General features: G+C 61.8%; 25 protein-coding genes. 14 read left to right on the forward strand and 11 right to left on the reverse strand.

Annotated features, from left to right (window positions below; genetic code table 11):
• Positions 1-228 precede the first annotated feature (228 nt).
• Positions 229-2,739 (forward strand): ATP-dependent helicase HrpB, encoded by a 2,511-nt coding sequence (hrpB, locus tag TX24_RS21365; protein WP_057711040.1) that lies wholly within the window; start codon positions 229-231, stop codon positions 2,737-2,739.
• A 124-nt stretch (positions 2,740-2,863) separates the two neighbouring features.
• Here the strand turns inward: hrpB and TX24_RS21370 are convergent, their stop codons facing one another.
• A complete protein-coding gene (locus TX24_RS21370) occupies positions 2,864-3,952 on the reverse strand; it encodes an endonuclease/exonuclease/phosphatase family protein (RefSeq protein ID WP_057711041.1) in 1,089 nt (362 codons plus the stop codon).
• Between the two features lie 41 nt (positions 3,953-3,993).
• Positions 3,994-4,653 (reverse strand): YciC family protein, encoded by a 660-nt coding sequence (locus TX24_RS21375; RefSeq protein WP_057711135.1) that lies wholly within the window; start codon positions 4,651-4,653, stop codon positions 3,994-3,996.
• A 181-nt stretch (positions 4,654-4,834) separates the two neighbouring features.
• On the opposite strand from TX24_RS21375, the gene TX24_RS21380 reads away from it, so the two are divergent.
• The 4 genes from TX24_RS21380 to TX24_RS21395 all read left to right on the forward strand — a co-directional run bounded on the left by TX24_RS21380 (position 4,835) and on the right by TX24_RS21395 (position 7,288).
• Positions 4,835-5,548, forward strand: a complete 714-nt coding sequence (locus tag TX24_RS21380) for a DUF2076 domain-containing protein (RefSeq protein WP_057711042.1) — start codon at positions 4,835-4,837, stop codon at positions 5,546-5,548.
• A gap of 119 nt (positions 5,549-5,667) precedes the next feature.
• Complete coding sequence (locus tag TX24_RS21385) at positions 5,668-6,144, forward strand: LabA-like NYN domain-containing protein (protein ID WP_003194396.1); 477 nt, start codon at positions 5,668-5,670, stop codon at positions 6,142-6,144.
• A 25-nt stretch (positions 6,145-6,169) separates the two neighbouring features.
• A complete protein-coding gene (locus tag TX24_RS21390) occupies positions 6,170-6,781 on the forward strand; it encodes a 3'-5' exonuclease (RefSeq protein ID WP_047711848.1) in 612 nt (203 codons plus the stop codon).
• 243 nt (positions 6,782-7,024) lie between these two features.
• Positions 7,025-7,288, forward strand: coding sequence for a hypothetical protein (locus TX24_RS21395; protein WP_057711043.1), 264 nt, complete (start codon positions 7,025-7,027; stop codon positions 7,286-7,288).
• Between the two features lie 187 nt (positions 7,289-7,475).
• On the opposite strand, the gene TX24_RS21400 is transcribed toward TX24_RS21395, so the two are convergent.
• Positions 7,476-7,937: an Lrp/AsnC family transcriptional regulator gene (locus TX24_RS21400; protein WP_057711044.1), complete on the reverse strand. Its 462-nt coding sequence runs from the start codon at positions 7,935-7,937 to the stop codon at positions 7,476-7,478.
• Positions 7,938-8,097: 160 nt separating this feature from the next.
• Between TX24_RS21400 and yedA the strand changes: the two genes are divergently transcribed.
• Entirely contained in the window at positions 8,098-8,994 is an 897-nt protein-coding gene (gene yedA, locus TX24_RS21405; RefSeq protein ID WP_003194388.1) for a drug/metabolite exporter YedA, read from the forward strand.
• A 48-nt stretch (positions 8,995-9,042) separates the two neighbouring features.
• Positions 9,043-10,377, forward strand: a complete 1,335-nt coding sequence (locus TX24_RS21410; protein ID WP_019818046.1) for an RNA helicase RhlE1 — start codon at positions 9,043-9,045, stop codon at positions 10,375-10,377.
• 121 nt (positions 10,378-10,498) lie between these two features.
• On the opposite strand, the gene TX24_RS21415 is transcribed toward TX24_RS21410, so the two are convergent.
• Both TX24_RS21415 and TX24_RS21420 read right to left on the reverse strand, forming a co-directional pair.
• Positions 10,499-11,725: a TIGR03862 family flavoprotein gene (locus TX24_RS21415; RefSeq protein ID WP_057711045.1), complete on the reverse strand. Its 1,227-nt coding sequence runs from the start codon at positions 11,723-11,725 to the stop codon at positions 10,499-10,501.
• A 171-nt stretch (positions 11,726-11,896) separates the two neighbouring features.
• Entirely contained in the window at positions 11,897-12,817 is a 921-nt protein-coding gene (locus tag TX24_RS21420; protein ID WP_057711046.1) for a histone deacetylase family protein, read from the reverse strand.
• Positions 12,818-12,893: 76 nt separating this feature from the next.
• Between TX24_RS21420 and TX24_RS21425 the strand changes: the two genes are divergently transcribed.
• The 3 genes from TX24_RS21425 to TX24_RS21435 all read left to right on the forward strand — a co-directional run bounded on the left by TX24_RS21425 (position 12,894) and on the right by TX24_RS21435 (position 15,076).
• On the forward strand, positions 12,894-13,463 hold the full coding sequence (locus TX24_RS21425) for a GNAT family N-acetyltransferase (protein ID WP_014720044.1): 570 nt from the start codon (positions 12,894-12,896) through the stop codon (positions 13,461-13,463).
• Between the two features lie 159 nt (positions 13,464-13,622).
• The gene (gene tesB, locus TX24_RS21430; protein WP_032895201.1) at positions 13,623-14,492 is read left to right on the forward strand and encodes an acyl-CoA thioesterase II; all 870 of its coding nucleotides are present in this window, start codon (positions 13,623-13,625) and stop codon (positions 14,490-14,492) included.
• Positions 14,489-15,076, forward strand: coding sequence for an HAD family hydrolase (locus TX24_RS21435; protein WP_044268888.1), 588 nt, complete (start codon positions 14,489-14,491; stop codon positions 15,074-15,076). Before tesB ends, TX24_RS21435 begins: the two co-directional genes overlap by 4 nt.
• Before the next feature lie 134 nt (positions 15,077-15,210).
• Here the strand turns inward: TX24_RS21435 and TX24_RS21440 are convergent, their stop codons facing one another.
• The 3 genes from TX24_RS21440 to TX24_RS21450 are packed head-to-tail and all read right to left on the reverse strand — an operon-like array spanning position 15,211 to position 17,532.
• Positions 15,211-16,185 carry an alpha/beta hydrolase gene (locus TX24_RS21440; RefSeq protein ID WP_057711047.1) on the reverse strand — a complete coding sequence of 325 codons (975 nt, stop codon included), beginning with the start codon at positions 16,183-16,185 and terminating at the stop codon, positions 15,211-15,213.
• Positions 16,186-17,073 (reverse strand): KPN_02809 family neutral zinc metallopeptidase, encoded by an 888-nt coding sequence (ypfJ, locus tag TX24_RS21445; RefSeq protein ID WP_003194372.1) that lies wholly within the window; start codon positions 17,071-17,073, stop codon positions 16,186-16,188.
• Between the two features lie 45 nt (positions 17,074-17,118).
• Positions 17,119-17,532: a lipoprotein gene (locus tag TX24_RS21450; protein WP_032895205.1), complete on the reverse strand. Its 414-nt coding sequence runs from the start codon at positions 17,530-17,532 to the stop codon at positions 17,119-17,121.
• 199 nt (positions 17,533-17,731) lie between these two features.
• Here TX24_RS21450 and TX24_RS21455 point away from each other — a divergent pair, with 199 nt between their 5' ends.
• Positions 17,732-18,610, forward strand: a complete 879-nt coding sequence (locus tag TX24_RS21455; protein WP_003194370.1) for a DMT family transporter — start codon at positions 17,732-17,734, stop codon at positions 18,608-18,610.
• Here TX24_RS21455 and TX24_RS21460 read toward each other — a convergent pair whose 3' ends face one another.
• Positions 18,611-19,945 carry an MFS transporter gene (locus TX24_RS21460; protein ID WP_003194368.1) on the reverse strand — a complete coding sequence of 445 codons (1,335 nt, stop codon included), beginning with the start codon at positions 19,943-19,945 and terminating at the stop codon, positions 18,611-18,613.
• Positions 19,946-20,171: 226 nt separating this feature from the next.
• Between TX24_RS21460 and quiC the strand changes: the two genes are divergently transcribed.
• Complete coding sequence (quiC, locus tag TX24_RS21465; RefSeq protein WP_044268880.1) at positions 20,172-22,073, forward strand: 3-dehydroshikimate dehydratase QuiC; 1,902 nt, start codon at positions 20,172-20,174, stop codon at positions 22,071-22,073.
• Positions 22,074-22,150: 77 nt separating this feature from the next.
• Entirely contained in the window at positions 22,151-22,816 is a 666-nt protein-coding gene (locus tag TX24_RS21470) for a TetR/AcrR family transcriptional regulator (RefSeq protein WP_014720036.1), read from the forward strand.
• 137 nt (positions 22,817-22,953) lie between these two features.
• Here the strand turns inward: TX24_RS21470 and TX24_RS21475 are convergent, their stop codons facing one another.
• Positions 22,954-23,802: a shikimate dehydrogenase gene (locus TX24_RS21475; protein WP_057711048.1), complete on the reverse strand. Its 849-nt coding sequence runs from the start codon at positions 23,800-23,802 to the stop codon at positions 22,954-22,956.
• On the reverse strand, positions 23,802-24,248 hold the full coding sequence (aroQ, locus tag TX24_RS21480; protein ID WP_003194361.1) for a type II 3-dehydroquinate dehydratase: 447 nt from the start codon (positions 24,246-24,248) through the stop codon (positions 23,802-23,804). Before aroQ ends, TX24_RS21475 begins: the two co-directional genes overlap by 1 nt.
• Positions 24,249-24,454: 206 nt before the next feature.
• Here aroQ and TX24_RS21485 point away from each other — a divergent pair, with 206 nt between their 5' ends.
• Positions 24,455-24,976, forward strand: a complete 522-nt coding sequence (locus TX24_RS21485; RefSeq protein ID WP_003194359.1) for an RNA polymerase sigma factor — start codon at positions 24,455-24,457, stop codon at positions 24,974-24,976.
• The last annotated feature ends 41 nt before the right edge of the window (positions 24,977-25,017 follow it).

A 25,017-nucleotide genomic window follows, 5' to 3' on the forward strand; every position in this document is an offset into this window, starting at 1 on the left:
GGGTGACTATAAGCCAGATCGGCCAGGCGCCGATGAACTCATGTGGGAGCTGGCTTGCCTGCGATAGCGTCGGCTCGGGGAATACAGTGGCAACTGTCATACCGCTATCGCAGGCAAGCCAGCTCCCACCTTTGACTGCATTCCCAGTCCCAAGAGTGGCTGTTTTTGAGACCCGCATCGGCACTCGGCAGTTCGCCGTTATACTCGCCGCTCTGCTTTGGAGCCAGTATGAATTCGTTGCCGATCGATGATGTTTTACCCGCCCTGCGTGACGCCTTGGCGCATCGCCATGAAGCCGTGCTGGAAGCGCCCCCCGGCGCCGGTAAAACCACCCGCGTGCCCTTGGCCTTGTTGCATGAGCCGTGGCTTGCCGGGCAAACCATCCTGATGCTCGAACCCCGGCGCCTGGCTGCCCGTGCTGCTGCCGAGCGGCTGGCCAGTGAGCTGGGCGAAAAGGTCGGTGAGACCGTGGGCTACCGCATTCGTCTGGACAGCAAAGTCGGCCCTAATACGCGCATCGAGGTGGTCACCGAAGGTATCCTCACCCGCCGCCTGCAGGACGACCCGGCGCTGGATGGCGTGGGCTTGTTGATCTTCGACGAATTTCACGAGCGCAGCCTCGACGCCGACCTGGCGCTGGCCCTGAGCCTTAACGGTCGCGAGCTGTTTCGCGACGAGCAGCCGCTGAAGATCCTGCTGATGTCCGCCACCCTTGAGGGCGAGCGCTTGGCGGGCTTGCTGGATGACGCGCCGATCCTGCGCAGTGAGGGGCGCATGTTCCCGGTGCAGATGCGCTGGGGCCGGCCGTACCAGGCTGGGGAGTTTATCGAGCCGCGCGTGGTGCAGACTGTCCTCGAAGCCCTGCATGACGAGACCGGCAGTGTGCTGGTATTTCTGCCGGGGCAGGCGGAGATTCGCCGGGTCAACCAGCAACTGGCCGAGGCCTTGGGTGATCGCCCTGATGTGCTGCTATGCCCGTTGCACGGTGAGCTGGACCTCAATGCCCAGCGCGCCGCCATCGACCCGGCGCCGGCCGGCAAGCGCAAAGTGGTGCTGGCCACCAACATCGCCGAGACCAGCCTGACCATCAACGGCGTGCGTGTGGTGATCGACGCTGGGTTGGCGCGGGTGCCGCGTTTCGACCCCGGCAGCGGCATGACCCGCCTCGACACCCAGCGCATCTCCCGCGCCAGCGCCACCCAGCGCGCCGGCCGGGCAGGGCGGTTGGAGCCGGGGGTGTGTTACCGGTTGTGGTCTGAAGACCAGCACGACGGTTTGGCCGCTTATGGCAGTGCGGAAATCCTCGCCGCCGACCTGGCAGGGCTGGCCTTGCAACTGGCCCGTTGGGGCGTGACGCCCAACCAATTGGTGTGGCTGGACGTACCACCGACGGCCGCATATGCCCAAGCTCAGGACCTGTTGCAGCGCCTCGGTGCATTGAACGAAGAAAACCTCACCGCCCATGGCCAGAAGATGGCGGAGTTGCCGGCTCACCCGCGTATCGCCCATCTGTTATTGCGTGGCCAGGACCTGGGTCTCGCCGCCACCGCCTGTGACGTGGCAGCCCTGTTAGGCGAGCGCGACATCTTGCGCGGCGGCGGTGCCGATTTGCACAGCCGCCTGGCGCTGATGTCCGGAGAAGAGCGTGCGCGCGGCACTCAAGGTGGCGTGCAGCGCGCCAAGCAACTGGCCCGGCAATACCGTGGCTACCTGCGCGGCAAGGCGACCCAGCCGGTGGACAACCCGGACCACCCGCGCTGGCTCGGCGCCTTGCTGGCACTGGCCTACCCAGACCGCGTCGCCCAGCAACGCCGCCCCGGTGGCGCTGAATACCGTCTGGCCAATGGCCGAGCGGCGCTGTTTGCCGAAGCCGACAGCCTGATGAAACAACCCTGGCTGGTGATCGCCGACCTGGGCAGCCGCCAGGGCCAGCGCGAAGAACGCATCTACCTGGCGGCGGATTTTGATCCGGCGCTGTTCGACACGGTGCTGGCCGAGCAAGTGCGCAACGTCGACCAACTCGACTGGGACGAGCGCGAAGGCGTCTTGCGCGCCGAGCGCCAGCGTAAAGTCGGCGAGTTGGTACTCAGCCGTGAACCCTTGACCGGTCTCGACGAGTCCGCCCGCAGCCAGGCGCTGGTCAACCTGGTGCGCCGCAAAGGCCTGGAACTGCTGCCCTGGACCCCGGAACTGCGCCAATGGCAAGCCCGTGTGATGCTGCTGCGCCAACTGGATGCCAGCAACACCAGCGAGTGGCCCGACCTCAGCGACAAGGCTCTGCTCGCCAGCCTGGAGCATTGGCTGATGCCTTACCTGGGCAAGGTCTCGCGCCTCAGCCATTTCGCCAACCTGGATATTTCCAGCTACCTGCACAACCTGCTGCCCTGGCCCTTGCCCCAACGCCTGGAAGAGCTGGCGCCGCAGCATGTGAAAGTGCCGTCGGGCTCCTCAGTGCGCCTGGACTACAGCGAGCAGCCGCCGATTTTGGCAGTGCGCTTGCAGGAATTGTTCGGGCTGGCAGACACCCCGCGCATTGCCGGCGGGCGCCTGGCCGTGAAGCTGCACCTGCTGTCCCCGGCGCGGCGGCCGGTGCAGGTCACGCAGGATTTGGCGAACTTCTGGCGCAGTACCTACGCCGAGGTGAAGAAGGATTTGAAAGGGCGCTACCCCAAGCATTACTGGCCGGATGACCCGTTGGTGGCCGAAGCGACGGCTCGGATCAAGCCTCGCAAACCCTAACGACAAAGATCCAATAGGTGGGAGCGGGCTTGCTCGCGAAGGCGGTGTGTCAGCCAGTGCATGTATTAGCTGACACGACGCCTTCGCGAGCAAGCCCGCTCCCACAGGGGGGGCGTGTCAACGCTCATTGCGCGGCAGGCAGCAGGAAACGGGCAATGACCGGCAAATGGTTGGAGATGCGCAACGTGTCCTCCTGCCTCACCTTCGCCTCCACCCGCTTGATGCGCGGGCTGTAGAACAGGTAATCCAAGGTGCGATCCGGCCCGTCCAGGCTTGGGTCGTTGGGGAAGTGCGTCAGCCATTTTTCGCGATCAACCCCGCTGGATTCGCTATTGCGCGGGATCATCGGGTACTTGTCCCACAGCAGGTGCAATTCGCTGTCCGGCGAATACTGCCCGCGCTTAGCGGCGTCCAGGCGCAGGTATTGGCCCAGTGGCAGCAGGTTGAAATCCCCGCCGATCAACCAGGGCGTGCCCCGGCCTTCGAATTTATCCAGCAGTTTGGTCGTGGCTTGCACCTGTTGTTGCGCGGCCGAGCGGCCAGGTGCGCCGCCGTCCAGGCGTGTATTGAGTACCGCCAGTTGGCCGCCATCGCTCAAGGGCAGGTAAGTCAGCAGCAACGCAGGTTTAGGCTGGAACTGGCGGCTGATGAAGTTGGCTTCGGCGGCCGGCAGTTGCAGGCGTTCGGCGTGTTCGATCTGGTAGCGGCTGAGCGTGGCGAGCTTGCGCCCGACGCTGCCGAAGATAGGCAGGCTGGGCACAAAGTCGGCCTTCCAGTCGAACGCCTGAGTGCTGCACGGGTACAGATCCACCAGGCGCTCCTGCAACAGCGCAAGCTGGTCCTGATAGTGGGATGGCTTGGCGCCTTCGTCGACTTCCTGCAACAGCAGGACGTCAGGCTGTTCGTCGCGAATCACCCGCGCCACTTCGTCGAGGCTGAACGCCATGTCTTCGACGGTGGGGCGATCGTCCGGGCCGCTGCCATCCGGGGTGTCGTACCAGAACACGTAGTTCTTGCCCGCCAGGTATTGCACGTTCCAGGTCATGACCTTGAGCGCCTGCCCCGGCAACAGCGTCGGCGCGCGGGGTGCCACGCAGCTGACGGGCAGGGTCTCTTTGTCGGCAGGGCGCCAGGTCAGGCTGTAGATCAGCGCGGCCAGCAGGCCGGCGATGATCAACAGGCTCAACAGGGTGATGCGCAATAAACGGGTCATCGGCTCGGCTTATATGCGTGTCAGAAGAGCCACGGAGCATATCACCGCACGTCGGCGTCGCCACCGATCAGCATGAATAAACGGAACAACACCACGCTGGTAAACAGTTGCAGGAAGCTGTGGGCGCTGTCCATCAGCAGCCCCAGCAACGGCGCCGGCTCAGGGTACGCCGCTACGCTGGCGCCCTTGAGCAGCCACAACGGCGTCATCACGCACAGCAGGCACACCAGGATGCGCCAGAAATGCCCACGGGTCAGGCGCAGGCTTTCTTTCATCGCCGCCAACGCCGGCATGCCGCGCAATACCAGCAGGTATTCGGCAAACGCCAACACCACCATCAGCCACAAGCCCGGCAGGAAATATAGCGACAGCCCCAGCAGAATCAGCAAGGTGCTCATGGCCGTCAGCAGGGCAAAACGCGGCCACAGGCTCAACGCCATGGCCCATACGTCCTTGGTGCGCGGCGACTCACCGCGGGTGCGGGCGTCGAGAAACAGGATCAAGGCGCCGGTGTACAGCGGGTACACCAACAAACCCACGACCACGCTGTAGCCGGGAAACGCATCCGGGCCCAGCGTGTGGTCCAGCACCTGTTGCAGCAAGGCTTCGAGGATCACCAAGGGCAGGCATAGCTGGACGATGGCGCCCAGGTTGCGCAGGGTAAAGCGGAAAGAGTCGCGCAAAACGTCTAACGGATTCATCAGGGTCATCACAGGCCTGGAAGCAGAGGGCGACACTTTAACCGATCAGGCTCAAAGGGGCGCAAACGTAAACCTTGAGTAAAGACCATTGAAACAACTCGTAACATCCCCATAACTGAAACGCCCCTGGCCTGATCACAGGCGGGACGAGAATTTTTTATCGGCAATCTACGAGGTCGCCATGAACAGCGAAGAGCAAACCCTGATCGATGGACTGTTTTCACGGTTGCAACAAGCCGAAACGGACTCAGCCCCCCGCGACGCCCAGGCCGAAGCGCGGATCAAGGAGCATATGGCTCGCCAACCCGCCGTCGGCTACTACATGACCCAGTCGATTCTGGTGCAGGAACATGCGCTGCAGAGCCTCGACGCGCAGAACAAGCAACAGGCCCAGCAGATCCAGCAATTGCAGGACGAGCTGCAACGGGCCAAGGCCACGCAACCTGCGCCGGCCAGCGGTGGTGGGTTCCTGTCGAGCATCTTTGGCGGCAGCTCCCGTGACCCACAGCCTGCGCCGAGCAACTCAGGTGGCGGCTGGCGTGAGCCGGCGCGGCCCGCTTTTGGCCAGCCAGCGCGGCAACAGAACTACCAGCCACCTCAAGCACCGGTCGCCGCACCAGCCGGCAGTGGTTTCCTAGGTGGCGCCATGAAGACCGCCGCCGGCGTGGCCGGTGGTGTGTTGCTGGCCGAAGGGATCAGCAGCCTGTTCCATCACAACTCGCAGCCCCAGGTGGTGGAAGAGATCATCGAACAACCAGCACCGGCCAGCGATCAAGGCAACTGGGGCAACGACGACCAGCAGTTCGCCGGTAATGACCGCTGGGGCAGTGATAACACCGACAGCGATTATTCGGACGATTCCTCATCCTTTGGCGACGACGATTCTTTCGTCTGACCCACGCAGACCGGAACGCTGCGGCGCTCCGGTCTGATTTTTTCCCGGAAACACTCCCTTGGCTGGCATACTGGCGCCCTTTCCGGGCGCTGGCGCCTGGCTGTCCATGAGGAAGTGCGGTGAAAAAAATTGCGGTGTTCGCCGATGTGCAAAACCTCTACTACACCGTGCGCCAGGCCTATGGTTGCCACTTCAACTACGCCGCCCTGTGGGCTGACATCAGCGCGCGCGGGCAGATTGTCGAGGCGTACGCCTATGCCATCGACCGCGGCGACAGCAAGCAGCAGCAATTCCAGCAGATCCTGCGCAACCTGGGCTTTACGGTAAAACTCAAGCCGTATATCCAGCGCAGCGATGGCTCGGCCAAGGGCGACTGGGACGTGGGCATCACGCTGGACATCATGGACGCCGCCGACCATGTCGACGAAGTCGTGCTGGCCTCCGGTGACGGTGATTTCGACATGCTGCTCGAGCGCATCATCCACAAGCATGGCGTGCGGGCCGTGGCCTACGGCGTGCCGGGGCTGACGGCCAACTCATTGATACGCGCCGCCAGTCACTATGTGCCGATCGAAGGCGCGTTGTTGCTCAAATAGATCGTTGAACGGAGTAGGAACAGGTTTGGAACGCATAGCGGTCATCGACTTTGAAACCACCGGCATCACCCCCAGCAGCCACTGCCGGGCCACGGAGATTGGCGTGGTCATCCTTGAGCGCGGGCAAATCGTGGACCGCTACCAGAGCCTGATGAACGCTGGCGTGCGCATACCGGCGTTTATCGAACAGCTCACCGGCATCAGCAACGCCATGCTGCGCAGCGCGCCACCGGCTGAGCGGGTGATGAACGAGGTCAATGAGTTCGTCGGCACCACGCCCTTGATGGCGCACAACGCCGCGTTCGACCAGAAGTTCTGGGACTTTGAGCTCGGCCTGATCCGCCGCACTCGCCTGCAGAAATTCGCCTGCTCCCTGCTCCTGGCCCGCCGCCTCATACCAGCGGCGCCCAACCACAAGCTCGGCACCCTCAACGCCTACGCCAAACTGCCCCACACCGGCCAGGCTCACCGGGCGCTGGCGGACGCGGAAATGGCCGCCAACCTCACGGCCCACCTGGCCCAGGAACTGCGCCAGACTCACGGTCTGCGTGAACTGTCCCATGACCTGTTGTGCACCTTGCAGAAAGTGCCGGCGGCGAAGATCAATGAACACCTGAAGAAACATCGCGGGTTCTAAGTACGCTGAAGATCCCCATGTGGGAGCGGGCTTGCTCGCGAATGCAGGGTGTCAGTCGCTAAATAAGTTGACTGACGCACCGCCTTCGCGAGCAAGCCCGCTCCCACAGGGGTTATGCGTCGACTATCGAGGCTGTGCGCACTCCAGCGCCTGGTCCATCACCCCGTTCATCACATCATCCGACGCATGGGCCAGGGTATCTTCGAGGCTCAGGTTGTTATTCAGGATAAAAGGCGGCTAGAAATGAAGGATCATTCGACCAGAGCCGAGATCAGCGAAAAAGTGATCCAGCTATTCGTCGATATCATCGGTTTTATCGACCGAAGCGAAGTGACGGAGCAAACCGACTTCATCCATGACTTCGACATCATTGATGACGACCTGACGTGCTTTGTCATGCAGATCAAATGGCAGTTCAAGCTGCAAGCGACGCAGGAGGATTGGGATCACATCACGACCATCAAGCAGATAGTCGATCTGATCGAGCGCAGATCAAGCCCTTTGTAGGAGCGAGCTTGCTCGCGAAGAACGCCAACGGTGACGCTGGCATCCTGAATGCACGCGGCGCCCTCAGGTCTTTCGCGAGCAAGCTCGCTCCTACAGGGGGCGGCGGGCAAGCGGTGAGGCCACTGACGCCATCGCAGGCAAGCCAGCTCCCACAGTTGACCGCGTCGCTCGGGCAGTGCGCGATCGCTCAGCCACCATTTTTGCCATTGGTGTCCAACTGCCCCAACGGCACCCGCCGCTCTATGGCGCTGGACAAAATAATCGAGGTCTTGCTGAAGCCGAACTTCGCTACCCGATTAATCAGGTTTTCCAGCTCGGGCATCGAGCCCACCGCCGCTTGCATGATCACGCACGGGTCGCCGGTGACGCGGTGGCATTCGGTCAGTTCGGGAATTTGCGCCAGGGCGTCGTACACCTTTTGGCTGCCATGGTTGGTCAGCCGCAACTCGATCACGCATTGAATCGGCAAACCCACTTTGGATAAATCCACCTTGGCCTGGTACCCGGTGATCACGCCGCTGGCCTCAAGCTTGGCCACGCGTTCGGCCACGGCGGGGGCGGAGAGGTTTACGGTGCGTGCCAGTTGCGCGTAGGAAGCGCGGCCATCTGCAAGCAGGGCGCTGAGGAGCATGCGGTCGTATTTGTCCATGATAAGGCTCCGGTTGCGCATCGCTTTCGAAAGCACGGTTTATAGCCTTGATAACCATGGTTTGAGAAGTGTATTGGCGTTTTAAACAGGTTTTGTAACTTAAGTTTATCCACCTTCGTTTCTAGAATAAGTCTCCCATTTCCTGCCATAGAGCCGCCCAATGCCTGGCCCACGTCGCTTTCCCTTACCGTTGATCGCCGCCTTTTTTGCGTTGTATGTGATCTGGGGTTCCACCTACCTGGTGATCCGCATTGGCGTGGAGTACTGGCCGCCGTTGTTGCTGGCGGGCATTCGGTTTTGCACGGCGGGCGCGTTGATGTACGGCTTTCTCAGGTGGCGCGGGGTGCCGGCGCCGACCTGGCCGCAGTGGAAGGCGGCCGGGATGATCGGCATTTTGCTGCTCACCGTGGGCAATGGTGGCGTGAGTGTGGCCGAACATATGGGCGTGTCATCCGGCGTGGCCGCGCTGGCGGTGGCGACGGTGCCGCTGTTTACCTTGCTGTGTGGGTTTTTCTGGGGCGCACGTAATACACGGCTGGAATGGGCCGGGGTGCTGCTGGGGATCATCGGCATTGCCATGCTCAACATGGGCAGTACCTTGCAGTCGAGTCCCTTGGGCGCGGTGTTGCTGTTGATGGCGGCGGCGTCCTGGGCCTTCGGCTCGGTGTGGAGCCGCCACTTGCCGCTGCCCCAAGGCGCCATGGCCAGCGCCGCGGAAATGCTCGTGGCTGGCGTGGCGCTGCTGATCGTCAGCGCATTGTCTGGCGAGCACCTGCAGGCCATGCCGCCGCTGGAAGGCTGGCTGGCCCTGGCGTACCTCACGGTGTTCGGCTCGATCATTGCCTTCAACGCTTATATGTACTTGCTCAAGCACGTCCGCCCGGCGGCGGCGACCAGCTATGCCTATGTGAACCCGGCCGTGGCCGTGTTACTGGGGATTGTGTTCGTGGGTGAGAGCATCGGCCTGGAAGAAGCCCTGGCAATGCTGGTGATCATCAGCGCGGTGTTGCTGATCAGCCTGCCCCAATGGCGCAAGCCCAAACCCGAAATAAGGTAAACTGCCGCGCATTACGCCCTTGCGCTGAATTTTTCCTACGGTAACTACATGACTTTCGCCACCCTTGGCCTGATCGAACCCTTGCTGCGCGCCCTTGAGACGCTTGGCTACCAGACCCCGACGCCGGTGCAGGCCCAAGCCATTCCGGCCGTGCTGGCCGGTCGCGACCTGATGGCCGCGGCCCAGACCGGCACCGGCAAGACCGCAGGTTTCGCTTTGCCGCTGCTGCAACTGTTGACCATGGAAGGGCCGAAAGTCGCCGCCAACTCGGCGCGTGCGCTGATCCTGTGCCCGACTCGCGAACTGGCCGAGCAAGTACACGCCAGCGTTGCCGAGTACGCCCAACATCTGCCGCTGACCACTTACGCGGTGTACGGCGGCGTGAGCATCAACCCGCAGATGATGAAGCTGCGCAAGGGTGTGGACATTCTGGTCGCCACCCCTGGCCGCCTGATCGACCTGTTCCGCCAGAACGCGCTGAAGCTCAACCAGCTGCAAACCCTGGTGCTGGATGAAGCCGACCGTATGCTCGACCTGGGCTTCTCCGAAGAACTGGCGAACATCTACCGCATGTTGCCGAAAAAGCGCCAGACCCTGCTGTTCTCCGCGACTTTCTCCGATGACATCCGCCTGCTGGCCGGGCAGATGCTCAACGACCCGCTGAGCATCGAAGTCAGCCCGCGCAACGTCGCCGCCAACACCGTCAAGCAGTGGGTGGTGCCGGTGGACAAGAAGCGCAAGCCGGAACTGTTTGTGCACCTGATGCGCAAGGGCCGTTGGAAGCAAGTGCTGGTGTTCGCCAAGACCCGCAACGGCGTAGACGCCTTGGTGGACAAGTTGCAGGGCCTGGGGATCAACGCCGACGGCATCCATGGCGACAAACCCCAAGCCACCCGCCAACGCGCACTGGACCGCTTCAAGGCCAGCGACGTGCAGATCCTGGTGGCTACTGATGTAGCGGCCCGTGGCCTGGATATCGAAGACCTGCCGCTGGTGGTCAACTTTGACCTGCCGATCGTGGCCGAAGACTACATCCACCGCATTGGCCGTACCGGGCGTGCGGGCAACACCGGTGAGGCGATTTCCCTGGTGTGTGCCGATGAGGTGAACATGCTCTCGGCCATCGAGATGCTGACCCGCCAGACCCTCACGCGCAAAATGGAACCGGACTTCGAGCCCGAGCACCGCGTGCCGGATACCGATGCCAGCGGGCAGGTGGTGAAGAAACCGAAAAAGCCGAAGAAGCCTAAGGCCTCTGGCGGTGGCGGCAAGCGCAACCTGGGCAAGTGGGTGGACAGTGGGGAAGTGGCCCCAGCTGAGCCTTCGATCAAGCCGGTGCGCAAGGTGCCGGTGTTTAACACCGGGCCGCGTAAGAAGAAGTGATTTTGCGCTGTGGCTGATGGCCTCATCGCAGGCAAGCCAGCTCCCACCTTTTGAATTGTGAACACAGTCAAAGGTGGGAGCTGGCTTGCCTGCGATGGCGGCCTTAAGTCCACCGCAGCGCTCAGCGGTTAAGCCATTCCAACATCCCCAGCCCAGCCGCCCGGCCACTGGCAAAACAGCCGGTCAGCAAATACCCACCGGTCGGCGCTTCCCAATCGAGCATTTCCCCCGCACAGAACACCCCAGGCAATGGCTTGAGCATCAACCGCTCATCCAGCGCTTCAAACGGCACACCACCGGCCGTGCTGATCGCCTCATCCATCGGCCGCGTCCTCACCAGCGTCAGCGGCAACGCTTTGATATCCACCGCCAATTGCGCCGGATCGGTGAAGTGTTCAGCGGGCGTCAGCTCGCGCAATAACGCCGCCTTCACGCCATCCAATCCCAACTGACTGTGCAAATGCTTGCTCATCGACCGCGAGCCACGGGGCTTGGCCAATGCGGCCTGCACCTTGTCCAACGGCTTGCTGGGCAGCAAATCGATATGCACCGTGGCCGCACCGTCGCGGTTGATCGCTTCGCGAATCGGCGCTGACAAGGCGTAGATCAAGCTGCCTTCAATACCGGTGGCAGTGATCACACACTCGCCCAGCCGAGGTTTGTCGTCTGCCAAGCCAATGGCGACGTTTTTCAACGGTGCGCCCGCGAATTTGCTGACCATCAACTCGCTCCATGCCGACACTTCAAACCCGCAGTTGCTCGGTTGCAGCCGCACATAGGGCAGGCCTTTGCCTTCAAACAGGTTAAGCCACGCACCGTCGGAGCCCAGGCGCGACCAACTGCCGCCGCCCAGGGCCAGTAGCACGGCGTCGCTGTGGACAACTTTTTCGCCCTCCGGGCTGTGGATAAGTAAATCGCCCTCGGCATTCCAACCCGTCCAACGATGCCGGGTGTGGATAACCACACCTTGCTCCCGCAGGCGCTTGAGCCAGGCGCGCAACAGGGGCGCGGCTTTCATATCGGTAGGAAATACGCGGCCAGAGGTGCCGACAAAAGTTTGAATGCCCAGGCCATGAATCCATTCGCACAACGTCTCGGCGCCAAAGCTGCGCAGTAGCGGTGCCATGTGCGGGGCGCGTTCGGCATAGCGCGACAGAAACGCCGGGTACGCCTCGGAGTGGGTGATATTCATGCCGCCCACGCCTGCCAGCAGGAACTTGCGCCCCACCGATGGCATGCCGTCGTACAGGTCCACGCGCACGCCCGCCTGGCTCAAGACTTCGGCGGCCATCAGCCCGGCGGGGCCACCGCCGATAATGGAGACGTGGTGGGCAGAAGTCTGAGGCATGGGCAGGGCTACGGTGATATGAATAGGCCGAGCATTCTACCCGACCACGACGGCGCTGCCTGATCAAAAAACGTACACTTTCCTACAGGCCATACGGCCAAACGCTTGCAGCCGCTTACGCTCAAGTTATCCACAGGCCGTTCCACAGGCATTGTGGGTAACGCTCACACTTCAATGACAGCCTGATGACGTCCATACCCGTTGTGCGCTGTGGTGCAAGATGCCGTGGCGGCGGGCGAGGGCGGGGCGGTCCTTGCTGTAGCCGCCACCGATCACGCCCATCACTGGAATGTCGCGGCCCAGGCAGTGGCGCATCACGCTTTCATCACGGGCGGCGACGCCGGCGTCTGTCAGCTTGAGGTAACCAAGGGCGTCGTCCTTGTGCACATCCACGCCGGCGTCGTACAGCACCAGGTCTGGCTGGTAGAGCGGCAGCAGGTAGTTGAGCGCGTCATCCACCACCTTGAGGTAGTCCGCATCGCCCATGCCCATGGGCAGCGGGATGTCCCAGTCGCTCTGGGCCTTGCGGGTCGGGAAGTTCTTTTCGCAGTGCAGCGACACGGTGATGGCGTCCGGCGTGTCGTGCAGGATGCGTGCAGTGCCGTCGCCCTGGTGCACGTCGCAATCGAAGATCAGCACACGATTGACCCGGCCGCTGGCCAACAGGTAATGGCTGATCACCGCCAGGTCATTAAAAATGCAGAAACCGGCCGGATAATCGTAATGGGCATGGTGGGTGCCGCCCGCCAAATGGCAGGCCAGGCCATGTTCCAGGGCCTGTTCAGCCGCCAGGATCGAGCCGCCCACCGCCCGCACCGTGCGCCGGGCCAGGGCTTCGCTCCAGGGCAGGCCGAGGCGGCGTTGGTCTTCGCGGGACAGTTCGCCGCCCATGTAGCGTTCGATATACCCAGGTTCATGGGCCAGGGCCAAAATGTCTGCCGGGCACAGCGACGGGCGCAGCAATTGGCTGTCTTCGGTGAGGCCGCTGTCCACCAGGTGGTCACGCAACAGGCGAAACTTGTCCATGGGGAACCGGTGGTCCGCCGGGAACTCAGGGCTGTAGTCTTCGTGGTAGATCAATGGCAAGGGCATGGGATTTTCTGACGGGAACCTGCGAAGGATCTTAACAGCGCTGTACACTCACGCACATGGCAAGGCAGGGGGACCCATGGAGCCGATACTGGAATTGGAAAGTGCACGCTTGGTGCTGCGCCAATGGCGCGACAGCGACTTGCCGGACTTTGCGCGCATGTGCGCCGACCCGCAGGTGATGCGCTACTTCCCGGCGCAATTGAGCCACTTGGAAAGCGCGGCGCTGATCGGCCGGATACGCGGGCATTTTGCTGAATATGGCTTTGGTTTCTGGGCTTTGCAGCGCAAGGACACCGGTGAGTTTATCGGCCTGACGGGCCTTGCGAATGTCAGCTTCGAAGCCGGCTTTACCCCGGCGGTGGAAATCGGCTGGCGCCTGGCCCGTGAGCATTGGGGCCTGGGTTATGCCAGTGAGGCCGCCTGGACGGCGTTGCGCTGTGGTTTTGACCGCCTGCAACTGGACGAAATCCTGGCTTTCACCACCGAGAGCAATCTGCCCTCACAAAAAGTCATGCAGGCCATCGGTATGCATTACGATCCGCAGGCAGATTTTGAACACCCGAAAGTCGCAGCCGGTGACCCGCTGCGCCCTCACGTGTTGTACCGCATCACCCGCGCCCAATGGTTGGACACGCTGCACGGATAAGCAGGCGGTCATGCTCAACAGAAACCTGTAGGAGCGAGCTTGCTCGCGAAGAACGCAAGAGCGCTGCGGTAAACCAGAAGCGCTGCGTCATCGTTAACGACCTTCGCGAGCAAGCTCGCTCCTACAGGTAGATACCGTTTTGCTTTGAGGAGAGTTTCAATGAGCCAAGTATTGGAAGATCTGGTGGACTTGCTGACCCTGGAGCCGATCGAGGAAAACCTCTTTCGCGGCCGCAGCCAGGACCTGGGCTTTCGCCAGTTGTTCGGCGGCCAAGTGCTCGGCCAGTCGCTGTCAGCGGCCAGCCAGACCGTAGACGAAGCGCGGCATGTGCATTCCCTGCACGGTTATTTCCTGCGCCCTGGCGATGCGGCCTTGCCGGTGGTGTATTCGGTAGACCGCGTGCGCGATGGCGGCAGTTTCAGCACGCGTCGTGTCACCGCGATTCAAAAGGGCAACCCGATCTTCACCTGCACGACCTCCTTCCAGTACGACGAAGAAGGCTTTGAGCACCAGACCACCATGCCGGTGGTAGTGGGCCCGGAAAACCTGCCGTCGGAGCTGGAGCTGACCCAGCAACGTGCGCACCTGATCCCCGAGCACATGCGCGACAAGCTGCTGTGCCCCAAGCCCATCGAAGTGCGCCCGGTCACCGAAAAAGACCCGTTCAACCCGCAGCCGTCCGACCCGGTCAAGTACGTGTGGTTTCGTGCCGACGGGGCCTTGGCGGACACGCCGGCGCTGCATAAATACCTGTTGGCCTATGCCTCGGACTTCGGCCTGTTGACCACCTCGTTGCTGCCCCATGGCAAGACTGTGTGGCAGAAAGACATGCAGGTCGCCAGCCTCGATCACGCGCTGTGGTTCCACGCCGACCTGCGTGCCGATGACTGGTTGCTGTACGCCATGGACAGCCCGTGGGCCGGCAACTCCCGGGGTTTCTCCCGGGGCAGCGTGTACAACCGCGCCGGGCAATTGGTGGCGTCGGTGACCCAGGAAGGTTTGATCCGCCATCGCAAGGATTGGGCATGAGCCTCTGCGACGTTAAGCACTGGGTGTTCGACATGGACGGCACGCTCACGGTGGCGGTGCATGACTTTGCGGCTATCCGCGAGGCGCTGGACATTCCACCCGAAGACGACATCCTCACGCACTTGGCGGCCTTGCCGGCGCAGGAGGCCGCGGCCAAGCATGCCTGGTTGCTGGAGCACGAGCGCGAGCTGGCCCTGGGTTCGGTGGCGGCGCAGGGCGCGGTGGAGTTGGTACAGGAATTGGCCGCTCGCGGTTATCGCCTGGGCATCCTGACGCGCAATGCGCGGGAGCTGGCGCATATCACCCTGGAGGCGATAGGCCTGGCGGACTGCTTTGCCATTGAGGATGTGCTGGGGCGCGATGATGCGCCGCACAAGCCGGATCCGGGTGGGTTACTGAAGCTGGCGGCGGCTTGGGACATATCACCCAACGAAATGGTGATGGTGGGGGATTATCGCTTTGACCTGGATTGTGGTCGGGCAGCGGGGGCCAAGACGGTGTTGGTGAACTTGCCGGAGAACCCGTGGCCGGAATTGGCGGATTGGCATGCCGAGGATTGTGCGGCGCTGCGCCGAATGATTTGAATCGGCTAGCGCAAATCCAATTGTGGGAGCGGGCTTGCTCGCGAATGCAGAGTGTCAGTCGCCAGATAGGTTGACTGGTGCACCGCATTCGCGAGCAAGCCCGCTCCCACATTTTTATTGGGTTTCGTCAGTGATTACTGGGCGAACAGCACCTTTTCTCCCTCTGGCGAGGTAAACATCTTGTCCCCGTCATGCCCCACCCCCGGCACTTCTACCAGCCTGTGAGCCAACTGCGGATGCCGCTGCTTGAGATAGTCAAAGTAGTTGTGCCCACGCATCAGCCGATACGCTCCCTGGGCCTCGGCTTCGCAGCTTTTATCCAGCGCCGGGTGGTTGGGGTCGGTGTCCTGCTGGCCCAGCAGGTAAGTGATATCCCGTGACACGTAGGCCTGTTCCAGTTGCTGGGCGCCTCGGTCACCCACGTAATCCGGCAGGTTTTGCATGCCGTACTTCCAGTCGTTGAAGCCTGGGCAACTGGTCGCATCGAACTTCACCGGGCGTTGCGGGCTGAAGTACGCATAGGACGACGGGTTAGCCACCACATACCGCAGGCGGATGCTTTCGGTGTTCAGCAGCGGGTGGTCGTGGCCGGTGAGGGCGAAGCGCTGCACCACTTGGCCACCGCCAGAATGCCCGGCAACCACGATTTCTTTCAGCGTCGGGAACAGTTTGCGGTTGCCCAAGTGCTTGATGATCTGGTCCAGAGCGCCATAAGAGCTGATCTGCCCTGGGCCGGTGGACGCGTCGCCGGCCATCCAGTCGTTGCCCTTCCAACGTAATACGTCGTTGCTCAGGTGGTTGCGCTTCACGTCGGCTTGATTGAGAAACTGCGGTGCGATCACCAGCGTACTGCCGCCCGCCCCGGCATGCTCGGCGGCGTCGATGCCGCTTTGCAGGTAGGTTTGCGCATTGCGCAGGCGGCCATGCACGATGATCAATGCGCGCGTGACCTTGGGCAGCGGTTGGCGCCAATCCTGGCTCAGGCCCAGGCTGAGGTCGCCGGCCTCCAGATGAAAGCGATCGGGGCTGACCACCTTGACGCCGTGTTCGGCCGCGAAGGTGCAACAGGACACGAGCATACCCAGCAGTAACCCCAATCGTTTGATCATTTAGAGACTCTTGGCCGCGAAGGTATCGCATTGAGTGATCTGGCCCTGGGCGAAGCCGGTCTTGAACCAGCGCACGCGTTGGGCCGAGGTGCCGTGGGTAAAGGAGTCCGGTACCACGCGCCCCTGGCCCTGCTGCTGCAAACGGTCGTCGCCGATGGCATTGGCTGCGTTCAGGGCTTCTTCGATATCGCCGGGTTCCAGCCAGTTCAGGCGTTTTTGCGCATGGTTGGCCCACACGCCGGCAAAGCAGTCGGCTTGCAGTTCCTGGCGAACCAGCAGGCCACCGTCGCCTTCCATCTGCCGACCCTGTTGGCGCGCCGCCTGGATCTTGGACGAGATGCCCAGCAACGTTTGTACGTGGTGCCCGATTTCGTGGGCGATCACGTAAGCCTGGGCGAAGTCACCGGCGGCCTGGAAGCGTTGCGACATTTCCCGGAAAAAATCCAGGTCCAGGTACACCTGCTGGTCAGCCGGGCAGTAGAACGGGCCGCTGGCTGAGGTGGCGCCACCACAGGCTGAATTCACCCGGCCACGGAACAGGATCAGTTTCGGGTTCTTATACGCCAGCCCGTTTTGCTGGAACACTTGGCCCCAGGTGTCTTCGGTATCGCCCAGCACAGCGCGCACAAAGTCGGCTTGCTCATCGTTGGCCGGCGGTGCCTGACGCGGCTGGGTGCTGACCGACGGCGCCTGTTCCATCTGGCCGGTCAATTGGCCGAGGATCTGCATCGGGTCCTGGCCGGTCAGCCAGCCAATGCCGACGATCAGCACGATGGCCGTGAGGCTCAGGCCCTTGCCGCCGCCGAAGCGCATACCGCCACCGCCGCCGCCACTGTCATTACGGGCATCCACCACGTTGTCGCTGCGTCGGCCTTTTTTCCATAGCATGGGAGCAATCCTCTGTGTGCTAACCGTGATTGATTATGGTCGGTATTAACGGCAATAGCCTTCGCCAGTAGCAACGATCAGGCAGTCTTTTTTATCTGCCAGCCACTTCAAACCGGTGGCGGCGCCATCGCCAGCGCGCAACAGCTGCGGGCCGTCGGGGCGGGTGAAGGCGATGCCGTCGTCAGTGGCCTCACCTTTGAAGGTGCCAGCGTCATCGGCATCGAGGCCGTATTGCATGGTAAGAAGGTAGTGGCCACGGCCAATGCTGTCGTCTTTGGCGATGGTCAGGTGCAAGCCTTCGACACCGATCCACTTGCCAACCCATTTATCGGTGGGCGGGGTCTCTGGCACCAGAGTCGCTTGCACGGAAGCGGGCGCGGGCTTGGGGGCTTCTTTCGGGGCTTTGTCGCAGGCAGCGAGCAGGGCGAGGGCAGACAGGGCAAAGAGGATTTTTTTCATAGCGGCAAGGCCTTGGTTAAAAAGTGTGCAACGCCGGGGCGAGCGTGCAGCGTTGGACTCGGATCCATCGATTTAGTGCGCTGTTCGCCCGGTGTTTGGTTATGCTCTTGGGGCAGACTCCGGCCCGGCTGCTAGATTACCGGGTTGAGCGCTACTTGGTTCAGTGCTCAGCGTCCCGCTCGCCACACAAGAGAATTCAATGACTGTCAGTACCCCGCTCTCCGGCGTCAACCATCCGTTCAAAGGCATCCTGCTGATTGTGCTGGCGACGTTTCTGTTCTCCAGCCACGACGCCTTGTCCAAATACCTGGCCGGGTTTTACCCGATCGTGATGGTGGTGTGGGCGCGGTACATGGTGCACACCTTGCTGATGGCTGGGATCTTCCTGCCGCAATCGGGCCTGCGTGTGTTGCGCAGCAAGCGGCCGGGCATGCAGGTGGTGCGGGCGTTATGCCTGTTGGGCACCAGCCTGTTCTTCACCACGGCGCTGCATTACATCCCGTTGGCCGAAGCCACGGCGGTGAATTTCCTGGCGCCGATCCTGGTGACGGCGCTGTCGGTACCGTTGCTCGGTGAGCACGTGACCCGTGGCCAGTGGCTGGCGGTGATCTGCGGGTTTATCGGCGTGGTGATCATCATCCACCCCGGCGGCGAGTTGTTTACCCCAGCGGTATTGCTGCCGCTGTGCTCGGCGCTGTTCTTCTGCTTCTACCAGTTGCTCACGCGCATCCTCAGCCAATACGACAGCCCCACCACCAGCAACTTCTTCGCCGGCCTGTGCAACACCTTGGTGATGAGTGCGATGGTGCCGTTCTTCTGGCAAGTGCCGACGCTGTGGCACGCGGTGATGATGCTGGCGCTGGGCACCTGCGGGATGACCGCGCACCTGATGCTCACCCAGGCGTTCCGCTTCGCGGCGCCGGCCTTGCTGGCGCCGTTTGGCTATTGCCAGATCGTGTTCGCGGGGTTGTTGGGCTGGCTGGTGTTCAGCCATACCCCCGATATGACCACGGTGGTGGGTATCGGGGTGATCTGCATGAGCGGGTTGGCCGCTGCCTGGCAGCAGCGGCGGCGTTAGTTAAACGTCTACCGTGGGGATCTTGCGCGGCGCCATGAAGTACATCCACACCAGTGCGATGAAATACATCGCCGGGATCAGGGTGAACAAGATCGTGTAGTTGTTGTTGGTCACCGTGAGGATGTGGCCGACGATCTGGGTCATGAACATGCCGCCGATGGCCGCGCACATGCCGCCGAAGCCGAACACCGTGCTCATCATGTGCTTGGGCGTGTAGTCCATCACCAGGCTCCAGATGTTGGCGGTCCAGGCCTGGTGCGCGCCGATGGCCAGGGAGATGGCAAACACCGCGACCCACAGCTGGCTGGAACCGGCCGCCATGATCACGCCGACGATGCAGCAGGCGAACAGCAGCATCGACAACAGCCGCGCCTTGATCGAGTTCATCCCACGGCCAATCAGGAATGACGACAGGATCCCGCCGCCCACGCTGCCAAAGTCAGCGGTGAGGTAGATGATGATCAGCGGAATGCCCATTTGCGTCACGTTGATGCCCAGGTTGTATTGCTGGTTCAAGAACGGTGGCAGCCAATACAGGTAGAACCAGAACACCGGCGCGGTCAGCGAGTAGGCGAGGGCGAAGGCCCAGGTGCCGCGCATGCGCAGGATGCGGCTGAACGGCACACGGGGTTGTTCCGGTTCGACTTCCTGTTGCACGTAGTCCAATTCGGATTGTTTAACGGTGGGGTGGTCTTCCGGGTTGTAGTACTTCAAGCCCCAGAGCACCAGCCAGATACCGCCAAGTGCCGACATGCACAGGAACGCCGCCTGCCAGCCCCACACGTGCAGGATCAACGGCAGCAGCATGGGCGTCATCATTGCGCCGACGTTGGTGCCAGCGTTGAAGATGCCGGTAGCCACTGCACGTTCACCCGCTGGGAACCACAAGCGTGTGGTCTTGACGCAGGCCGGGTAGTTGGCCGCTTCGGTCAGCCCGAGGATAAACCGGCAGACCATAAAGCCGACCGCCGAGGTGGCCAGGCCATGGGCGCCGGTGGCCAGGCTCCACAGCAGCACGGCGCAGAAGAACACGCGTTTGACGCCAACCCGGTCAATCAAGCGGCCTTGCAGCACAAAGCCGATGGCGTAGCCGACTTGGAACCAGAAGTTGATGTTGGCGTAGTCCATCGCCGTCCAGCTCATTTCCTTGGCGAGGATCGGTTGCATCACGCCCAGGGCGGCGCGGTCGATGTAGTTCAAGGTGGTGGCGAAGAACACCAGGGCCAGCATGCCCCAGCGCGTTTTACCCACGGCCAGGGCACCGCGGATCTTGTCGCCGATACCGGCGTGCGGGTTGCCCGGGCGCGCGGCCAGGGCTGGATTTTGCAGAGGCATGAGGTTTGTACCCGTTTTTTGAAATTCTTATGGTGTGTTCTGGGTCTTTGTTACGTGAACGAATTGCCCGGTCGATGGTGCGCAGTGGTTAAAAAGTCGTCAATTCGCCAAAGGGGCTTAGTGTTCGATAATCGCACCAAAAACTAACCGGTTCGTACATTTTAATTGCTGCCTGTAGGCTAGGGGCGAATAATTTGCCACAAACAACAATTGCCGGGAGTCTTCCATGCAACGTTCTATTGCCACTGTGTCCTTGAGCGGCACCCTGCCGGAAAAACTCGAAGCCATTGCCGCCGCCGGGTTTGATGGGGTGGAGATCTTTGAGAACGACTTGTTGTATTACGACGGCAGCCCGCGCGAGGTTAGGCAGATGTGCGCCGACCTGGGCATCGCCATCACTCTGTTCCAGCCGTTTCGCGATTTCGAAGGCTGCCGCCGCGATCGCCTGGCGCGCAACCTGGAGCGCGCCGAACGCAAATTCGATTTGATGCAAGAGTTAGGCACCGACCTGGTGCTGGTGTGCAGTAACGCCTCGGCCGACAGCGTGGGCGACGAACGTATTCTGCTCGATGACCTGAGCCTGCTGGCCGAACACGCGGGCAAGCGCGGCCTGCGCATCGGCTATGAAGCCCTGGCCTGGGGCAAGCATGTGAACACCTGGCAGCAGGTGTGGAACCTGGTGCGCCAAGTCGACCACCCAAGCCTCGGTGTGTTGCTCGACAGCTTCCACACCTTGTCGCTCAAGGGCGACCCGAGTGCCATCGCGCAGATCCCGGGCGACAAGATTTTCTTCGTGCAAATGGCCGACGCGCCGATCCTGGCCATGGATGTGCTGGAGTGGAGCCGGCATTTCCGTTGCTTCCCAGGCCAGGGCGAATTTGACCTGGCGGGCTTTCTCGCGCCGATCATCAAAAGTGGCTACAGCGGGCCCTTGTCCCTGGAAATTTTCAACGATGGTTTCCGCGCCGCGCCCACCCGCGCGAATGCGGCGGACGGCTTGCGCTCGTTGCTGTACCTGGAAGAGAAAACCCGCCAGCGCCTGGCGCAAGAAGCACCCGCAGCGCCGGTGGACATCCTGTTTGAAACCCCGGCGGCCAGCGAGTACGACGGGATCGAATTCCTGGAATTTGCCGTGGATGAAAGCCTCGGCGCCAAGCTGAGCAATTGGCTGGAGCGCCTGGGCTTCGCCAAGGCCGGCCAGCATCGCTCGAAGAATGTGAGCCTGTTGCGCCAGGGCGATATCAACCTGATCCTCAACTGCGAACCCTATTCCTTCGCCCACAACTTTTTCGAGGCCCATGGCCCGTCGTTGTGTGCCACGGCGGTGCGGGTCAAGGACAGTGCCAAGGCCCTGGAGCGGGCGGTGGCCTACAAGGGCCAGCCTTATCGCGGCTTGGTCGGCCCCAACGAGCTGGAATTGGCCGCCGTGCGTGCACCGGATGGCAGCCTGATTTACCTGGTCGACCCCAGCGAAGGCGGGCTGTACGACACCGATTTCAACCTGCAGGCGGCCACACCCGCCAGCGGCGGCTTGTTGCGCATCGACCACATGGCCATGGCCTTGCCGGCCGACAGCCTCGACAGTTGGGTGCTGTTCTACAAGAGCCTGCTGGATTTCGAAGCCGACGATGAAGTGGTGCTGCCCGACCCTTACGGCCTGGTGAAAAGCCGTGCGTTGCGCAGCCGTTGCAGCTCGATCCGCCTGCCGCTGAACATCTCCGAAAACCGCAACACCGCGATTTCCCACGCGCTCTCCAGCTATCGCGGTTCGGGCGTGCACCATATTGCGTTTGATTGCGCGGACATTTTTGCGCAAGTACGCCGGGCCAAGGAAGCCGGTGTGCCGCTGCTGGATATCCCACTCAATTACTACGACGACCTGGCGGCGCGCTTCGATTTTGACGATGAGTTCCTCAGCGAGCTGGCGTACTACAACGTGCTGTACGACCGCGACGCCCAGGGCGGTGAGCTGTTTCATGTGTACACCGAGCCGTTCGAAGGGCGGTTTTTCTTCGAGATCATCCAGCGCAAGCACGGCTATGCCGGCTACGGCGCGGCCAACGTGGCGGTGCGTCTGGCGGCGATGGCCAAGTCACGCAGCGGTGCGGTGCGCCAGGCCCGTTTATAAGGGCAGGGTGGGTGCTTCCTTCGGGGAGCGCCGCGGCCCATAATCAGCGCCTGCACAACAATGGCCGTGAGCGCACCATGACCTCGAGTCCCGATCTCCCCGCGGTAGCTGACGCACCGCGCAAGAGTCGCAAGAACAATCCGGAAAAGACCCGCGAAAATATTCTGCAAGAAGCCATTGTCGAGTTTGTTCAGCAGGGCCTGGCCGGCGCTCGTGTGGACGCCATCGCCGAGCGCATCCATACCTCCAAGCGCATGATCTATTACTACTTCGGCAGCAAGGAGCAGCTATACGTCGAAGTGCTGGAGAAGCTCTACGGCGATATCCGCAACACCGAAACGCGCATGAACCTCACGGCTCTGGAGCCGCGTGAGGCGATTCGCCGGTTGGTGGAGTTCACCTTCGATCACCACGACCAGAACGTGGATTTCGTGCGCATCGTCAGCATCGAAAATATCCACAACGCCGAGTACGTCAAGCGCACCGAGACCATCAAGGCGATGAACAGCAAAATCCTGGAAGGGCTGGGGGAGACCTTGCGCCGCGGGGCTGAGTTGGGGCTGTTTCGCGAAGGGCTGGAGCCGCTGGATGTGCACTTGCTGATCAACTCGTTCAGCTTTTATCGGGTGTCCAACCGGCACACCTTCAGCGAGATTTTCCAGATCGAGCTGTCGGATGAGGCGATCAAGCAGCGCCATCGGGAGATGATTTGCGAGTCGGTGCTGCGCTACCTGCAAGCCTGAGAACACCCAACTCCCAAGGAAGAAATGCAATCCATGTGGGAGCGGGCTTGCTCGCGAATGCGGTGGATCAGTTACCCCAGCTTTAACTGACGCACCGCATTCGCGAGCAAGCCCGCTCCCACATACCTCCCACATGTCTAAGCATTCATGCTCTGGAAATGCGCCAGCATCCTGTCTGCATCCGCCACTTCACCGCTGAACAACTCAAACGCCTTCACCGCCTGAAACACCGCCATATTGCCGCCATCCAACGTACGGCAACCCAAGGCGCGAGCGTCACGCAGCAGTTGGGTTTCCAGCGGGAAGTACACGATCTCCGCTACCCACAATTCGGCCCGCAACAACGCCGCTGGCACCGGCGTGCCGGGCAGCTTGGCCATGCCCATCGGCGTGGTGTTCACCAGGCCATCGGCCTCGGCCATGGCGTTTTCCAGGTGGCTGCCGACTTGAGCGCTACCGGCACCGAACTGCCGGGCAAGGTTATCCACAAGGTCCTGGGCGCGGGTGCGGTCGACGTCGAAGATGCTCAACTGCTCCACACCTTCTGCCAACAGTGCATGGGCCACCGCCGCGCCCGCGCCACCGGCGCCCATCTGCACCACGCGTTGGCGCGGCACGTTGTGCAAGTTGCGCCGAAAGCCTTCGGCGAACCCCAGGCAGTCGGTGTTATGGCCAATGCGCTTGCCATCCTTGAGCACCACCGTATTGACCGCGCCAATGCCCCGGGCCTCATCGGAGAGTTCATCGAGCAGCGGCAGGATCGCCTGCTTGCACGGGTAGGTAATGTTCAGCCCGGTGAAGTGCATCAGCTCGGCGGCCCGCAATAGTTCCGGCAGGGCGTTGAGGTCCAGGTGCAACGGCTCCAGGTCGATCAGGCGATACAGGTAGCGCAAGCCCTGGGCGTCGCCTTCCTGTTCGTGCAGTGCCGGGGTACGTGAGGCCTGGATACCGGCGCCGATCAGGCCGGCGAGAATGCGTGGTTTCATCAGGTGCGTCCCTTCAGCGTATGGCTGAAATGTTCCAGGGCCAGGTGGTAGCCATGGCTGCCAAACCCGGCCAGCACGGCCTTGGCGATCGGTGACACAAACGAGTGATGACGAAAGGCTTCACGGGCATGCACGTTGGATAAATGCACTTCGATCACCGGCACTTCACTGGCTACCAGGGCATCACGGATCGCGACTGAGGTGTGGGTCCAGGCCGCCGGGTTGATCACGATACCGGCGCAGCGGTTGCGGGCGGCGTGGATCCAGTCGAGCAATTCGCCCTCGTGGTTGGTCTGGCGAAACTCGATGGTCAGCCCGAGTTTGTCGGCGCTGCGGCCACACAGGGCGGCAATGTCGGCCAGGGTTTCATGGCCATAAGTGGCAGGCTCGCGGGTGCCGAGCAGGTTGAGGTTGGGGCCGTTGAGCACCAGCACGATGGGCGGCATAGAGGCTTCTCCACAGTTCTTATTGGTTGTGGAGTCAAAATGTACTGGTTGGTTAATTTGGTCAATGGATGGCAGCGGATCTGTTCGGTGATCGAACGTTTAATCAAGGCAAACGCTCGGCTCAATCGGATTAGATATCAATTGAAAACCATTCTCGACAACGCTTAAGATGCCCGCCTGTTTCCTTAACATTCCAGGGAGTCGGTTTGTCGGACGTGGATCTCAAGGGCCTGTTTCTCAAGCACGCTGATACGCTGCGCGGGTATCTGGCCCGCAGAGTACGGGACCCGCAATTGGCCGCAGACCTGGTGCAGGAGAGCTTCCTGCGCCTGGCAGAAAAACCGGCCGGTGAGCGTATCGACAACTCCCAGGGCTATCTCTATCGAACGGCGAGCAATCTGCTGATCGACCATATTCGCCAGGAAGCACGGCGCAAGACCGACACCGTGCCCCACGAGGCGCTGGCCGAGATTGAAGATGACGTGGCCGGGTTGGAGGCTCAGGCAATGGCGCAGCAACAGCGGCAGGCATTGAAGCAGGCGCTTTCGGAATTGCCGGCGCGCACCCAGCAGATTTTCCGCTTGAACCGTATCGAAGGCATGACCCATGCTCAGGTCGCCCGGCATCTGGACATCAGCGACAGCAGCGTGCAAAAGCATCTGGCCAAGGCCCTGGCCTATGTGATGCAGCGCTTGCAGGAAGGCGAGGTGACGCCATCCGACGAATGAATTACCGAAAAACGCCAGGCCAGACGTCACAGCGTCTATAT

Source organism: Pseudomonas lactis (genome assembly GCF_001439845.1).
GTDB classification, from domain to species: Bacteria; Pseudomonadota; Gammaproteobacteria; order Pseudomonadales; family Pseudomonadaceae; genus Aquipseudomonas; species Aquipseudomonas lactis.